We start from the raw sequence: 15,865 nt of genomic DNA, 5'->3' as shown, positions 1-15,865 counted from the left end.
GGAAAGTCGTGAGCTTTCGCGCTCACACTGCGGTCAAGGGGCAATGCTCATCTTACGCCCCTTGGAACCCCCACGGCGCTGAAAGGTCCTCAGCTTTATGGTGAAAATGGCGACTCTCAGGATTCACGGTTTTCTATCCTTGAAAGCTATCCCCACCTCGCGCTCACAAACTTGAGACATTGTCTCATTCGCGATGCTCAACCTTCGCGCTTCGGCATCCTTGCCTTAGCTACACCATTGTCTAAACATCCTCGGCAGTGCCGAAGGGGAACTGGTGTTGTCTGTATTTTCGGGTTAACACATTTTTGCCCCAAAGTGAGTTGATTCGTTGTCTGTGGTGCAGTCAAACGCAGACTTTCTCGCCTAGAAATTTTCATCAATTTCACTCAAATGTTGTCCTTCTTTGAAATGCCTAAAAGCTGGACAGGCATACAGTCATATTGAAATCATGGCGATTTTTATCCCAACTTCGTGCGCGTTTTCACATTTCAACATGAATAAATATCATTAAAATCATGTAATTACAAAGACTGTGGGTAAGATAATAGGTTTGGAAAACGCGCATGCGCGTTTTTCCAGATAGTATATTTAACAGAATGCTGATAAGTTCTTTGTATACAGATAGTTAACTGTGCGCGTTTTTACTGGTCCAACAAGGTAAATGCGCATGCGCACTAATAAAATGTTTTGTGCCGCCATTACAATAGGTTAGCGATAAAATACTGTATATTATTACAGCCTATTTTAATATCGCAAATCCGTCTAGCGAAGTTTGATTTTTTCAGGCACGCTTGAAGCGTTAGCGTCGCAGATGAAGCGAGCTTGCACGCAGCCACCGCCAGCCAGCTTCAAGTGAGGAACAAACATTCTCAAGGTTGGCGGAATACGGAGAGTTCAGATACAAGGAAGTCAAATAGCCCATCATCATGCGCACCTCCTACGTAATCTGTCACTCACAAAACAAGCCACGGCAACGGACACGGAAAACCGCGCCGTTGCGTTATGATTTTAGGGCTATGCCCATTATCGATATGAGTACTTATGACTATAGAAAACAAAGTGACTGAGATGCCAAATATCGAAAGTCAAAAAAAAGAAACGGAACTCGAATCATCAAATTCAGAAACTGTACACATTCACTTTGACCGAGAAAAATATGATGCTCGGCAGAGGGAGTTCAGGAAAAGTATGTACTTGGTTTTTACATTCATGTTTGCATTTTCAATACTCATGTTTGCCTCGTTGCGAAACCCCGGTATCTATGAAATAGATAAAGAGACCTTTGTATTAATCAACCAAGCATTTAATGCGATAGTGCTCTTAGTCATCCCTTTCTTTTTGGGATCTTTAGGTGCTATTGCTCGAATTTTAATGGCGGGAGTCAAAGGGGGACAGCATGGCGTATTAGTTGTTTCCTCAGGATTAATGGCAATGTTTTCATGGGTAGGAATTAAAAGTGGCGTGATTTTAGCTATAGTAGCGCCGCATTTAGAAAAGCAAGGTGTTGCATCAACAATTACCATGCAAACTGAGAGCAGTTTTTATACTATGGCGCTTGTTGCGATAGCAGTGGGTATGTTCTCATCAAACCTTTATATATTTATAAATCAGCGAGTTGAGCAACTGTCTGCAACCAAAAAGCCCTAACAAACTGTTTAAGAGTGATTCGAAACGCGTGGCATTTTCACTATGCGTTGCGTTTAGTGTTTAAGGTGGTATGCGGGAGCTTCGGTATTGCGTCGCTCACACCTTAACTGGGCGTTATATGAAATCAGAGTCTAGCTGAGGACTAAGCCAAATGGGAAGGGACGTAACTTTATACCCAAAGAAAGCAACAAAAAATGACTTAAAGAACTACCTGGAAAATCTCGGCTTCGAGAAATGCGGTCATTTTTGGGATTGGCCTAAAGGTACTCTTAACTACTCTTGGTTTGACTACGAAGACTTCAAATCTATAGACGGTGTTTCAGCCGATATATATCCGGTACGGGAAGATGAGCTGAAAATCACAGGCAATGAGTGGGCATTGCATGTGCGTAACTTATATAGCGCTAGTTGGCACGACGTAAAGATGCTTAATGATGTTCTGAGAGGAGCTAGAAAGCTATTCGGTGGCACAATTCAAGGGGATTATGGCACTAACAGGTATGCTCCTTTATGGGAGGATAACAGCACTCCAATCAGTCGGGGCATTTCTTCAATTCATAGCCATGTTCGGCAAGAGATCTCGGCGGTTCGTCACTCTTTACCTGATCCCTCAATGAAAATTCCTGTCCCTGATGATGGGGAGGTCGATGATTTCGTGAAGTTCACACAAACTTTAGATCCAAGCCGAGTCCTTTATAACGGATTAGTTCCATTTGCGGTATCGATGTTTGAATATTTTTTCTCCCAAGCCTTCCAGATTCTCATTAAATATGATCCGATTGCGCTAGATAAGCGAAGCGTTCACAAACAGAAGTTAGATTTTGAAACTCTGTTAGAGGTGGAGCGTAAAGAAGCTACTGTCGAAAATGTTATAGCGAGAAATTACACATTTCAAAATCTAAATCAGCTTAATAAAGCCTATAAAGACTGGCTTGATATAGATGTAAGGAAGATTTTATATAAAAAGAAAAAGATCGGAAATTCAGTTACTTTCTTAGAGAATCGTATATCTGACATAATTCAATACCGACATGGTATCGTTCATCACTTTGCCATTGACCGAACACTCACCAAAGAGGGTTATATACATATACTTGAAGCGATCGAAAAAGGAATTGGTGAATTTATCTTGTTTGCAGAGAAAAAGTACGGTTTCAAAGCAAATGAGCATTACTAAATCACATAACAAACGCTTCAAACATCGTGCGCTACGCGCACTGGACTCGCAACAAGTTGCTCGCCATTTAAGCGAGCGTTAAGCCATAGAAATTTTAATCCGAAATAGACTAATTAGAGCAAAAGGTCTATCACGTTTATGTCCAAAACTTGTTCGAACAAGTGATATTCAGGCGATACTGATTCCCCTTGGCGCTGCGCAGGTGCGTTGGGCAGCCATTGAGCAATCGAGGCATGGATGCCGAAGAAGCCGCGCCGAGGAATGGATTCCGAGTTGGCGGCGATTTGTGAAAATGGCCAACCATAAGCCCGGAGCGTTTTGCGCCGTGGGGCGGTATGGGGTTTGACAAGGGGATGAGGCCGTCCAATCCCCTTGTCCTCTGGTGTGGAACGAGCAGTTCCACGACCAGAAGATGTTAATTTTTCAATTATTCCTTGTTAGCGGTAAATTCATCTAATAAATAGCAATAGGTGGCGATGGAACCAATCATTCCAATGATTAAATCAAAAGCTAAGGCGGTTGTATTAAATAAAGATATTGTAGTTATTTTTAATGTAATCGTTGCTATAAGCCATGTGGCTGCAGATGCAATAATCGAGAATAACATCATTTGTGATATTTTTTGCGGTTCTATATTTTTAAAAACACAGGCAACAGACATTAGCATCGCAGCAAAACTGCCGCTTAGCATGGCAAACATTACATCACCAATATCGGCATGTAATAAAAGAACGACAAATGAAATACCAACAACTGATAATACAGAAGCAATTGCAAAACCAAAAGTTTTCATATTTTTCCTTAAATTAGAAACTTGATATAAAACTAACAATAAAAGTAAATATACAGTGTAGAAAGATTCACATAACAAAGTATTACCCATACTTTGCATTTAAATCTTAATTAGCAAGATTTTTTAAGGTCTTGTTAGATAAAATATTATGAACATTTTAGAAATTTTCACATTGCGAGAGATCAAAATTGTCGCGCAACGTAAACCTTAAGTTCGTTGCAAACGATTTGGTATAAAAATCTTTCAAGCACAAAGAGTGCTGTATGAATATCACACCGCCAGGCAACACCAATTCCCCTTGGCGCTACGCAGGTGCGTTGGGCAGCCATTGAACTATCGAGGCATGGATGCCGAAGAAGCCGCTCCGAGGAATGGATTCCGAGTTGGCGGCGATTTGCGAAAATGGCAAACCAGAAGCACCGTAGTGTTTTGCGCCGTGGGGCGTTCTCGAGGTTCCAAGGGGTGAGGGACGAGCATCGCCCCTTGGCCGCAGTGTGAGCGCGAAAGCTCACGACTTTCGCAAACGCAGTTTGCAATCACGAAGTGATAGCTTCTGCCAAGCGCAGCTTGGTTTGTCGTAACCCCGTTGCTAAACGGCAACAAAAAAGCCCGCGTTTGCGGGCTTTTCAGAAATAATAGCGAAGGTTTATTTACCTTCGTTATAACGCGCTGCGCTAGACAGGATTTCAGCGCGGGCAGAAGCGGCATCTTCCCAACCGTCAACTTTCACCCACTTGCCTTCTTCCAGATCTTTGTAGTGTTCAAAGAACTGTTTGATCTGAGCTTTCAGCAGAGTTGGCAGATCGTTTACGTCCTGAATATGTTTGTATTCTTTAGAGACTTTGTCGTGTGGTACGGCCACGATTTTGGCATCTTCGCCAGATTCGTCAGTCATCTTCAATACACCCACTGGACGGCAGCGGATCACGCTACCTGGCTGCAGTGGGTATTGCGTTGGCACCAGTACGTCAACTGGGTCACCGTCTAGGCTCAGGGTCTGGTTCACGTAACCGTAGTTGCATGGGTAAAACATTGGGGCAGTCATCATGCGGTCCACAAACAGGGCACCGGTATCCTTGTCCACTTCGTACTTGATGGGATCGTGGTTCTGAGGAATTTCGATCACGACATAGATATCGTCTGGCAGGGATTTGCCCGCAGGCACAGCAAGTAAGCTCATTTATTTATCCTTTCACTTTCAGTGGAATCTTGGCGGCATCGCCGGGATTAGCGTCATGTGGCGGCTATTATAACGCGATTTGGCGGCTTGCCAACGCTGGCAAACCGCCCGGTGTTTAGCAATTACAGCTCTGGCTCATCGCTATAGTCGACAGCATGGTATTCCAGGCAAGTCGCGACTTCGTTAGCAGAACCCAGAATGACCGCTACCCGTTGATGAATCGCTGCTGGTTGAATGTCCAGAATGTCCTGATAACCGGTACTGGATTTACCGCCAGCCTGCTCCACCAGTAATGACATGGGGTTGGCTTCGTACATCAGGCGCAGTTTGTAAGGCTTTTGCGGATTTTTGTTGTCAGTGGGGTAAGTGAAAATCCCGCCGCGACTCAGCACTCGGTGTACATCCCCAACCATGGCGGCAATCCAGCGCATATTGAAAGACTTTTCACGCGGGCCGATTTTACCCAGCAGCAGGTCGCCAATATACGTCTGCATTGGCGCTTCCCAAAACTGCTGGTTAGACATATTAATGGCAAACTCGGCAGTGTCTTTGGGAATGCTGACCGCAGGGTTGGTCAGTAGGTATTCACCGCTTTGTGGGTCCAGAGTATACAGCTGCACCCCTTGACCTGTGGTCAGCGCCAGCATGGTCGCTGGGCCATATAACACATAACCGGCGGCAACCTGATGGCGACCACTTTGCAGAAAACTCTGCTCACTCACGTCACCTTGTGGTGCTGGCAATACCGAAAAGATCGTACCTACCAGCGAATTGATGTCGATATTGGAAGAACCATCCAGTGGATCAAAACACACCAGATAATCACCGTGCTCGCCGAGCACGACCGGAAAATCTTCCTCTTCGGATGCCAGCGCCCGCACCGTGCCATCGGCACGCAGTGCATCTTTCAGCATCTCATTGGTGATCACGTCCAGTTTTTTCTGGGTTTCACCCTGCACGTTTTCGTGGTCAGTGCTGCCGAGCACGCCCGCCAGTGCGCCACGGCGTACGGCGTTACTGATAGCGACAGAGGTCGAGGCGAGGGTCTGGAGCAGTTGCGCCAGCGATGCCGGAATAGCTTGATTGGCTAGGGTTTGAGCCAGGGTTTGCATGCTGTTTCCTTATGTGAATTCGGGAGCCGATCCTGGGCGCCAATGATAGCGCAAAAATCTGCAGCTTTCAGCGATTGCATGGAGGTTTGTTTAACACTGAGGAAATAAGGCAGAATGGACTGCTGAAGTTATCAGGCGGTTTCTGATAAACAAATGATGGAATAACAATAAATGACCCGACACTGGATCTACTCTCTACTTATGGCAATCCCACTTTCACTTGGCAGCGCGGCCAGCTTTGCGCAAACCCTAAACGGCGGCACTGCGCCACTCACTGTTGAACGACTCTATGGCTCGCCCGATCTGGCTGGCAGCAGCCCGCGTGAACTGAAACTTTCCCCTGATGGTTCCCGTGCCACCTTTTTGGTGGGGCGCAAGGACAATCTGCACTTTTATGACTTGTGGCAAATGGATGTCGCCAGCGGCAAAGTCAGCATGTTGCTGGATGCGTCCAAACTGCAACAGGGCGAATTGTCTGATGAAGAAAAAGCGCGCCGCGAACGGCAACGAATTTTTGGTGAGGGCATTATGGAGTACGCCTGGGCTGATGACGGTAAAGCACTGCTGATCCCTTCATCCGGTAAACTCTATTACTACACCCTGGCCGACGCTCAGGTGCGCTTGTTGCCTACGGGGGCGGGGTTTGCCACCGATGCCAAGCTGTCGCCCAAAGGACACTATGTCAGCTTTGTTGCTGGTCAGAATCTGTGGATGCTGACACTGGCGAACGATAAGCTCACACAACTCACCAAAGACGGTGGCGGCGTCATTAAAAATGGTATGGCGGAGTTTGTGGCGCAAGAAGAGATGGGGCGCATGACCGGCTATTGGTGGGCGCCGGACGAATCAGCGATTGCGTTTAACCGGGTGGATGAATCGCCGGTGGAGGAAGTTACCCGTAACGAAATTTATGCGGATGGTATCAAACTGACACAGCAACGTTATCCGGCGGCGGGTACTGCTAATGTGCAGATCAAGCTCGGCGTGATTTCGCTACCACAGCAATCTGTCAAATGGGTCGACCTCGGTAACGACACCGACTTTTATCTGCCGCGGGTGAAGTGGCTGCCGGACAGTCGTCATCTGTCGTTCCAGTGGCAGAGTCGTAATCAGCAGCAGTTGGATCTGCGCGTTGTTGATGTGCACTCTGATCAGGCCCCAACAACCCTGGTCGCCGAACGCAACAATATCTGGATCAATCTCAATAAAGATCTGCATTTCCTCAAGCAGGGTGGTTTTTTGTGGACCTCTGAGCGCAGCGGTTTTAATCATATTTATCTGTTCGCTGCGGATGGCAAGGTGAAACAACAACTGACTCACGGTAACTGGGCAGTGGATAGTATCCGCCATGTGGATGAACAACAGGGCTGGGTGTATTTCACCGGCCGCAAAGATAGCGACATTGAGAAACAGCTGTATAAAGTGCGTGTTGATGGCAGCGAGCTAACCCGACTTTCCCAACGGCATGGGATGCATGAAGCGGTATTTGCCGACAATAAATCTGTCTATCTGGATTACTTCGACTCACTGGCGCAACCACCACAGGTGAGTTTGCATGATGCCGATGGTAAGCGTCTGGCGTGGGTGGAGGAAAATGCGGTCAAACCAGGACATCCCTTATATCAATATGCGGGTCTGTGGCAGCTACCTGAATTTGGTACGTTAACCGCAGAAGATGGGCAGACGTTGCACTATCGGCTGTTTAAACCGGTTAACTTTGATAGCCATAAAAAATATCCGGTGTTGGTGCGGGTGTATGGTGGTCCGCACGCACAACTGGTGGTTAACAGCTGGAACAGTCAGGACTATTTTACCCAATATCTGTTGCAGCAAGGGTTTGCGGTATTTCAGTTGGATAACCGGGGTTCCGGTCATCGGGGGCTGCGCTTTGAACAGGTGATCTACAAACAACTTGGGGTTGCCGAAGTTGCGGATCAGCAACAGGGTGTGGAGTATCTACGGACTTTGCCATGGGTGGATGCCGACAAAATTGCTATTTATGGTCACAGCTATGGCGGTTATATGGCGCTGATGTGCAAGTTTAAAGCACCGGATTATTTTAAAGTCGCGATCAGCGGGGCACCGGTCACCGACTGGTCACTGTATGACACGCATTACACCGAACGCTATCTGGCAAATCCGCATGATAATGCCGAAGGTTATCGCTTAAGCAGTGTGCTGCCTTACATCGGTAGCTATCAGAGTGGACTGCTGATGTACCATGGCATGGCGGATGACAACGTACTGTTTGAAAACAGTACCCGCGTTTATAAGGCGTTGCAGGACGATGGCAAGTTATTTGAGATGATTAACTATCCTGGCGCCAAGCACTCGATGCGCGGCAATAAGGTGAAAACCCACCTGTATAAATCGCTGACAGACTATCTGGAACGGCAGTTTAAGATGCAATAACTGACAAACGCCGCTACTGCGGCGTTTTTTTTGCCACCGTGCCGTGGGGCAACAGGGCTTTCAATAGCAGCGGCCCCAATAAAGTGGTGATGGCAATCACCAGTACCAAGCCAGTAAACACCTCTGCCGGAATGATTTGCAGTTGTTGCCCAATCTGCGCAAACACCAATCCAACTTCTCCTCGCGGCACCATTGCACAGCCGACTAACCATTTGTCGCGCCAGGGGCCTTGCACTGGCAAGCCTGCTAATAGTTTACCGGCGAACGCTAACACAACAATCAGCAGCAGTAACAGCAAATTACTGGCATTGAACTGTAATTGACTGAGATCGAGACTGATCCCGACATAGACAAAAAACACCGGTGCCAGCACCTCCGTCAACGGTCGCATGGCATGTTCCAGCTTATTGGTAAAGGAAAAGGGGTTTTGCAGATAGCGTCGCCACGGCCAGGTAAATTGGCGGGATAATGCCAGCCCCGCCGAAAAGCCACCGAGCAATGCGGGCGCTCCGGCGGCATCGGCCAGCCAGGCAAACAAACAGATAAATGTCAGCATCACCACTGCCTCGTAACCTTCATTTTGGGCATGGCCGCTGGCAAAACGTAGCAGGTAAATCATCAATCGCCCCAAAGGTGGGGCCAAGATTAAAAAGGCCAGTAGGGTAACGATCAGTTTCAGTAGTTGTAGCGGGGCAATACTGCCTTCATTGGCAAAGTTGTAGAGCAAACTCAGCAAGACTACTCCGGCAATATCGTCGGCGACGGCTGCACCGAGTACCACCTGACTGCTGTGTTGTTGCTGTTGTCCGGCATCTTTCAGGACTCGCAGCGACACCCCGATGCTGGTGGCGGTCAGTGCACAGCCATAAAACAAGGCCGCAAACGGCGATAGCTGCAGCCAGAAATAGGCCACCACACCAGTGAATAGCATCGGCAGTACAATGCCACTGATTGCCACCAATAATACCTGTGAGCCCGCATGGTAAAGCCGTTTAATAGAGGTTTCAGTGCCGATGCTAAATAACAGCAGGATGATGCCTAATTCGGCGATGTTAGCCAGCACCTGATTGGGATGCAGCCATCCCAGTAATGATGGCCCAAGGATGACCCCGGCGGCAATTTCGCCGACGACCACCGGCCATCCGAGTCGCTGACACCCCTCTCCGAGCAGTCTGGACAGCAGTAGGATCAAAAACAGCGCGATTAAAAGGTCATCTATCGGCACGTTCTGCCCCCGCTTTGATACACTTATGAAGGGGCTTGTAGTCTTACCCCTCCCCCTATTGAGTAGAGACCAATTTCTGCCTAAAAACCAGTGGAAATACGGGAGAAATCAAATGGGTAAACTATTTATCGTGGAACCGCATGAGTCCACTCATACCGATGTGATTAGCAAGGGACTACAGTTGGCTAAGTTGCTGGGAAAGACTCCGGAGATTTTTGCCTACTGTTATGAGTACTTTTACGGTGATCGCGTCATTTACGAAGAAGCCAAACAGCAGTTGCAGGAGCATAAACGGCAACAGCTGACCGAGCGTCTGAAACAGCTGGATGCCAGCGACGTACCATTACATGTGGTCTGGAGTAAGTATCTGTATGAACATGTGACCGAATACGCGGCCAATGAAGGCTTTGATCTGGTGGTTAAAGGGATCCATCCCAGTGAGCATATGTTACCTACCGACTGGCAACTGTTGCGCACCACCAAAGTCCCAGTGATGTTGTTGACGCAAAATCCGTTACAACATGGCAGCAGTGTGCTGATGGCGCTAGATCTGGATACTGAGAATCCGCAAAAGCAGCAATTGAATCAGCAGGTATTACACCATGCGCGGGAGCTGGCAACGGCCACCGGCGGCGAGCTGCATCTTGCCTATGTTTTGCGGGTGCCCAGATTGATCCGCGATCTGGAAGTACTGAATGTGCAGCAGCTGATAAAAGATGCCTATCGGCGCCATCAGTTAACGTTGGAAGAGATGGGCCTACCCAAAGAGCAGATCCATATCATCTGCGGCGAACCGGATCTCTGTTTATATCAGTTAGCCTGCCGCTTGAAGAGTGATTATCTGGTGATGGGGGCGAGACAGCGTCAAGGGTTGATGGGCTGGATGCTTGGCAACACCGCTGAACAGATCCTGCAACGGATCCGCAGCGATGTCTTAGTGATCCCCAGCGCTGGCTAACACTAACTGCGGTGGCGACTCAGCGCCAGCAGAGCTTCGGCCGCTGGCGTCAGCGGCAGGTTATTGCGCCAAATCAGGCCAATTTGCCAGAACAGATCCTTTTCCATGGGGCGGAACACCAAGCGGCTTTTATCTAGCTTATTGCAGATAGGCTCAGGCAAAATTGCTATGCCCATGCCTTCTTCCACCATCGCCCCGAGAAAATCCCACTGACCACTGCGAAATGCGATATTGAGGGTGACCCCCGCTTCCTTAGTCAGCCTTGCAAACAGCTTCGCCAGCGAAAAATCTTCGTTGTACAGAATGAACGGGTATTGCGCCAAATCGTACCAATTGATCCGCTCTTTGGCCGTTAATGGATGATCGTTAGGCAGGCACACTTTTAATGGGTAACCCTGCAAGGGGACAGAAGACAACTGCTCTGAATTGGTGACCGGCAACGCCGTAAAGGCAATATCCAATGAGTCCGCCAGCAACGCCTGCTCACAACCGAAACCACCGTATTCCTGCATATGCAGTTCAACCCCTGGGTAGGTCTGGCGAAACTTGGTCAGCAGGTCGATGGTCAGTGTGCTCATCATCGGACACACGCCCAAGCGTAAATGACCAGACTTCAAACCGGAAAGGTTAGCCAGATCCTGCTCCATCCGATGCCATTGTCCCATGATCTGACTGGCACTGGCATGAAAAATCTGCCCTGCCTGAGTTAACTCGACTTTCTGGTTACTCCGGATCAATAACTGCTGATCCAAAGTTTCCTCTAAACGCTGGATCATCTTGCTCAGCGTCGGCTGCGTGAGGTAGAGCTGCTCAGCTGCCCGCGTGAAATTGCCGATTTCCACCAGTCGTAAAAAGCAATGCAATGTCTTGATAGGAATATTCATTCTTCTTTGGAATCCTGCCTATGGAATTAATTCATTTTACCTATAGCTGTTCTAATACTAAAGTCGTATCTAGATAAAGAACAGAGGAATTTGCCATGAAATCCGCACAGAGTGGTTGGGTAAGCGCCCTTTATGAAGCTGCATCTACTGCAGTCCCTGAAGCTAAGGCAAAAACTGCCAAGGCTAATACCCAGGGCTCGTGGAAAGGCAGTTTCCTTTTCCACAGAAAAGTAAAAGCAGCTTAATCCATCTAGTTTAAAAAGCCCAGAATCGCTCGTTAACAACGGGCGATTTTTTTGACTATTTTAATCTAAAAAATAAATTATGAAATATTAATCTAATTGTTAAATTAGAATAAGATCTTGAGAAGGGGGCGTGGATCTCATATGCTGGGAGCACGACGAGGCTTCAGACTAACTCAATTCAGGGAGAGTAGTGATGTCCAAACTCAAGTTCCAGGCGCAAGCCAAACGCCAACTGCAAGTTGGTGCTAATACCTACCTGTATTATTCCCTCACCGATGGTCCTGTTAGTGAATTTCCCGATGTTTGCCATCTGCCGGTCAGCAGTAAAATTTTGCTGGAAAATATCCTGCGGCATCTGCATACCGAGCATTGTGACCTGACGGCACTGAAAGCTGTGGCTAACAGTCATGGTCAGGGTGGCACGCAAGAGCTTGCCTATCACCCCGCCCGGGTACTGATGCAGGATTTCACCGGGGTGCCTGCCATAGTCGATTTAGCCGCCATGCGCGCCGCTTTAGTCGAGCGTGGTGGTGACCCAAAGAAAATCAATCCATTATCCAAAGTAGATTTGGTGATTGACCATTCCGTCAGTATCGAAAAATTTGCCAGTCAAAGTGCCTATCAAGAAAACGTTGCGATTGAGATGCAGCGCAACCTTGAACGTTACCAGTTCCTCAAATGGGGGCAGGGAGCCTTTGATAATTTTTCCGTGGTGCCACCAGGCACTGGCATCTGTCATCAGGTCAATCTGGAATATCTGGCAAAAGGGGTCTGGCGTCAGGTCACGGATGACGGCACCTTGGTCTATCCCGATACTCTGGTCGGCACCGATAGCCATACCACGATGATCAATGGCTTGGGGGTCCTCGGTTGGGGTGTCGGCGGTATCGAAGCGGAAGCGGCGATGCTGGGACAACCTATCTCGATGCAGTTACCGGATGTTGTGGGTTTTGAACTCCAAGGCAAACTCAGTGAAGGGATTACCGCTACCGACCTGGTATTGCGTGTCGTACAGATGCTGCGTCAGTATGGTGTGGTCGGTAAGTTTGTCGAATTTTATGGTGACGGTCTGGATCAGCTACCGCTGGCGGATCGCGCCACCATCGCCAATATGGCGCCGGAATATGGTGCTACTTGTGGTTTCTTCCCGGTTGATGCGCAAACGCTGGAATATCTGCGCTTGAGTGGCCGTGATGAATCGACCATTACGCTGGTGGAAGCTTATACCAAGGCGCAGGGATTGTGGCGCGAAAGTGGTGCCCCGGCACCGGAATTTTCCGCGACGCTGAGTTTGGATTTGTCCTCGGTGGAACCCAGTCTCGCCGGCCCCAAACGACCGCAAGATCGGGTGCCCTTGGCGGGTATGAAACAGGCAGCAGAAGCTGCTATCAAGCTGTCCGGACGCGATGATCTGTCGCAACCGTTTGTGTTGGCGGGGACTGATTTGCCCATGCATCACGGAGATGTGGTGATTGCCGCCATCACTTCTTGCACCAATACCTCAAATCCAGCAGTGATGCTGGCGGCCGGGTTATTGGCGCAAAAGGCGTTGAACAAAGGGCTGGTGCGTAAGCCCTGGGTGAAATCATCATTGGCTCCCGGCTCCAAAGTGGTAACCCAGTATTTGGCAAAAGCAGGGCTGCAACCGGCGCTGGATGCCTTAGGATTCAATCTGGTGGGTTACGGCTGTACCACTTGCATCGGTAATTCGGGACCGCTACCAGACAATGTCACTCAAGCGGTAGGTGACCAGAAAATTCATGTGTCATCGGTGTTGTCTGGCAACCGTAACTTTGAAGGCCGTATTCATCCGCTGGTGGAATCTAACTGGCTGTGTTCACCACCGCTGGTCGTCGCCTTTGCACTGGCGGGCACGACCCGTATTGATCTGACCCAAGAACCGCTAGGCCAGGACCCTCATGGCCATCCGGTATATCTTAAAGATATTTGGCCATCAAATGCTGAGATTGCCGCGCTGCTGGCCGACATCAGCCGCCAGCAGTTCCGTGAGCAATATGCCGATGTGTTTCACGGCGATGATAACTGGCGGGCGATTGATGCCGGTTCTGGAAGTACGTATCGGTTTGAGGCATCTTCGACTTATATTCAGCAACCGCCATTTTTTGACGCTGCGTATGCCGGCAATCAAGCCGATATCAAAGGTGCCGCGATACTGGCATTGCTGGGTGATTCAGTGACAACGGATCATATCTCACCTGCCGGCGTGATCCCTAAGGACAGCCCGGCAGCACAGTATCTGCGCAGTCACGGTGTCGCAGATACGGATTTTAACTCCTATGGCTCGCGGCGCGGTAATCATGAAGTGATGATGCGTGGCACGTTTGGCAATATCCGTATTCGTAACGAGATGGTGCCCGGACACACTGGCGGCGTTACCCGGATGTGTGGCGAGCAACAAGTGCGGTTTATCTATGATGCCGCGATGGCATACCGTCAGGCGCAGATCCCGACGGTGGTGGTTGCCGGTAAGGAATACGGCACGGGTTCCAGTCGCGACTGGGCGGCTAAAGGCACATTGCTGCTTGGCGTCAAGGCGGTGATTGTGGAAAGCTTCGAGCGTATTCACCGCTCCAACCTGGTGGGCATGGGCGTGCTGCCGTTACAGTTTAAAGACGGCGAAAATCGCCAGACATTAAAACTTACTGGCGATGAGCACATTGATATTGTTGGTCTGACTGCACCTCTCAAACCCAATCAGAATATCCGCGCGCTAATCCATTATGCCGATGGCAGCAGCAAGGCCATTGACCTGTTAAGCCGACTGGATACTGAGATGGAAATTGCTTATTACCATGCCGGAGGCGTACTCACATACGTATTGAATCGGTTGGCGCGGCACTAATCTGTCTGGGTTAGCAAAAATGGCGCCGAAAAGCGCCATTTTTTTATGTGTGAAGCAACGGGGGATTATGGTCGTAAATGAGGCTCCCCCTGTAGTGGCAAGCGTAGCATAAATTCCGTGCCAATCCCCGGCGCGCTGTTCACGCTAATTTTGCCATGATGCTTCTGAATAATGCTGTATGACAGCGATAATCCCAACCCTGTGCCACTGCCAACTGGTTTGGTGGTGTAAAAAGGGTCAAAGATTTTATCGAGGTTTTCAGCGGCGATGCCGCAGCCATCATCTCTGATACTGATTTCCACGCTTGATGGTTGGCTGGTGCTGCGTATAGTTACCCAAATATGTCCCGTCTCCTCAATCGCCTGGGCGGCGTTCATTAGCAGGTTCATAAACACTTGATTCAACTGCCGTGGCTGGCAATACAGCAAGGGTAAATCTGCCTGATAATCTTTGTGCAGTGTCACTTTATATTTCAACTGGTTATTCATTATTTTCAGGGTGCTTTCCATGCCGTCTATCAGGTCGGCATATTGCCATTCATTGTCGTCGACGTGTGCAAAGGTTTTAAGGCTTCTGACGATAGCGGCGACGCGGCTGACGCCTTCCAGTGATTCATGCAGCAAATCACTAATGTCTTTCGCTATGAATTGAAACTGCTGCTGTGTGAGGATTGACTGAAACTCTGGTAATTGCTGTGGGGCGAGTAACGCTTCAGTACTGTTGATGATACTCAGCAGCCGTGTCACGTAATCCTGTAAACTCTGCAAATTAGAACTGACAAAACCAATCGGATTATTGATTTCATGAGCAATTCCGGCTGCTAGCTGACCAATGGACGCCATCTTTTCTGCCTGCAGCAGCTGTCCTCTGGCCGCCTCCAATTTGTCCAGCAGTTGTTGCTTCTGCGCATGTTCCGCTGCCAATTCCTGTGCCATCTGCTGTTTGGTCTGGGCGTAGAAACTGCCGCTATCCAGCAACAGGCACAGCGTTTTGACAACGCCATCAGTGATGGTTAGCGGAAAAATTTCCATGTGTAACAGCGGTGAACTCGTGGCCGTGATCTCATCTGTCACGGTAAATTCAAAGGCATCTGGCGGTCGTACATCGCAGGGAAAGGTTTCAATTGGCCAGGCCGCTACTTTGTCCAGGTGCTGCTTTAGCAACGGTGCGTGAGTAGGGCAAAGAGTTAGTAGCGATGACCATAACCGAAACTCTTCCGGTAGCTGTAATTCTTTGGCAAATCGTGGATTGAAGTACAGGATCCTGTATTTACGGTCAACAACGGCAATTCCGAGGGGCAGTTTATCCAGTAGCGATGCCAGCGAATTGTTAGTCATGATAACTCCTGCCAGTGGTCACAGTGTTTTGC

12 protein-coding genes are annotated in these 15,865 nt (G+C 48.8%); 6 read left to right on the top strand and 6 right to left on the bottom strand.

Features of this window, described 5'->3' with window-relative positions; all coding sequences use genetic code 11:
* The first annotated feature begins 1,041 nt into the window (after window positions 1–1,041).
* Window positions 1,042–1,647: a hypothetical protein gene (locus tag KDN34_RS15065; RefSeq protein WP_212594524.1), complete on the top strand. Its 606-nt coding sequence runs from the start codon at window positions 1,042–1,044 to the stop codon at window positions 1,645–1,647.
* Window positions 1,648–1,798: 151 nt separating this feature from the next.
* Entirely contained in the window at window positions 1,799–2,824 is a 1,026-nt protein-coding gene (locus KDN34_RS15055) for a hypothetical protein (protein WP_212594522.1), read from the top strand.
* A 427-nt stretch (window positions 2,825–3,251) separates the two neighbouring features.
* On the opposite strand, the gene KDN34_RS15050 is transcribed toward KDN34_RS15055, so the two are convergent.
* The 3 genes from KDN34_RS15050 to KDN34_RS15040 form a co-directional block, all read right to left on the bottom strand.
* Window positions 3,252–3,617: a hypothetical protein gene (locus KDN34_RS15050; protein ID WP_212594521.1), complete on the bottom strand. Its 366-nt coding sequence runs from the start codon at window positions 3,615–3,617 to the stop codon at window positions 3,252–3,254.
* A gap of 646 nt (window positions 3,618–4,263) precedes the next feature.
* Window positions 4,264–4,797, bottom strand: coding sequence for an inorganic diphosphatase (ppa, locus tag KDN34_RS15045; RefSeq protein WP_212594520.1), 534 nt, complete (start codon window positions 4,795–4,797; stop codon window positions 4,264–4,266).
* Window positions 4,798–4,919: 122 nt separating this feature from the next.
* Entirely contained in the window at window positions 4,920–5,909 is a 990-nt protein-coding gene (locus KDN34_RS15040) for a class 1 fructose-bisphosphatase (RefSeq protein WP_212594519.1), read from the bottom strand.
* Between the two features lie 201 nt (window positions 5,910–6,110).
* On the opposite strand from KDN34_RS15040, the gene KDN34_RS15035 reads away from it, so the two are divergent.
* A complete protein-coding gene (locus KDN34_RS15035; protein ID WP_407695774.1) occupies window positions 6,111–8,321 on the top strand; it encodes a S9 family peptidase in 2,211 nt (736 codons plus the stop codon).
* 13 nt (window positions 8,322–8,334) lie between these two features.
* Here KDN34_RS15035 and KDN34_RS15030 read toward each other — a convergent pair whose 3' ends face one another.
* Window positions 8,335–9,546 carry a cation:proton antiporter gene (locus KDN34_RS15030; RefSeq protein WP_212594517.1) on the bottom strand — a complete coding sequence of 404 codons (1,212 nt, stop codon included), beginning with the start codon at window positions 9,544–9,546 and terminating at the stop codon, window positions 8,335–8,337.
* A 112-nt stretch (window positions 9,547–9,658) separates the two neighbouring features.
* Here KDN34_RS15030 and KDN34_RS15025 point away from each other — a divergent pair, with 112 nt between their 5' ends.
* Complete coding sequence (locus KDN34_RS15025) at window positions 9,659–10,504, top strand: universal stress protein (RefSeq protein WP_212594516.1); 846 nt, start codon at window positions 9,659–9,661, stop codon at window positions 10,502–10,504.
* A gap of 2 nt (window positions 10,505–10,506) precedes the next feature.
* Here KDN34_RS15025 and KDN34_RS15020 read toward each other — a convergent pair whose 3' ends face one another.
* Entirely contained in the window at window positions 10,507–11,388 is an 882-nt protein-coding gene (locus KDN34_RS15020) for a LysR family transcriptional regulator (protein ID WP_212594515.1), read from the bottom strand.
* A 95-nt stretch (window positions 11,389–11,483) separates the two neighbouring features.
* Here KDN34_RS15020 and KDN34_RS15015 point away from each other — a divergent pair, with 95 nt between their 5' ends.
* Window positions 11,484–11,633, top strand: a complete 150-nt coding sequence (locus KDN34_RS15015; protein WP_212594514.1) for a hypothetical protein — start codon at window positions 11,484–11,486, stop codon at window positions 11,631–11,633.
* Between the two features lie 193 nt (window positions 11,634–11,826).
* Complete coding sequence (acnA, locus tag KDN34_RS15010) at window positions 11,827–14,496, top strand: aconitate hydratase AcnA (RefSeq protein ID WP_212594513.1); 2,670 nt, start codon at window positions 11,827–11,829, stop codon at window positions 14,494–14,496.
* 65 nt (window positions 14,497–14,561) lie between these two features.
* Here the strand turns inward: acnA and KDN34_RS15005 are convergent, their stop codons facing one another.
* Window positions 14,562–15,833 carry an ATP-binding protein gene (locus tag KDN34_RS15005; protein ID WP_212594512.1) on the bottom strand — a complete coding sequence of 424 codons (1,272 nt, stop codon included), beginning with the start codon at window positions 15,831–15,833 and terminating at the stop codon, window positions 14,562–14,564.
* Between the last annotated feature and the right edge of the window lie 32 nt (window positions 15,834–15,865).

The sequence above is a fragment of the Shewanella yunxiaonensis genome (assembly GCF_018223345.1).
Taxonomy (GTDB): Bacteria; Pseudomonadota; Gammaproteobacteria; order Enterobacterales; family Shewanellaceae; genus Shewanella; species Shewanella yunxiaonensis.
The sequence above is the reverse complement of the archived record's forward strand: the minus strand, read 5'-3'. Positions and strand labels throughout refer to the sequence as shown.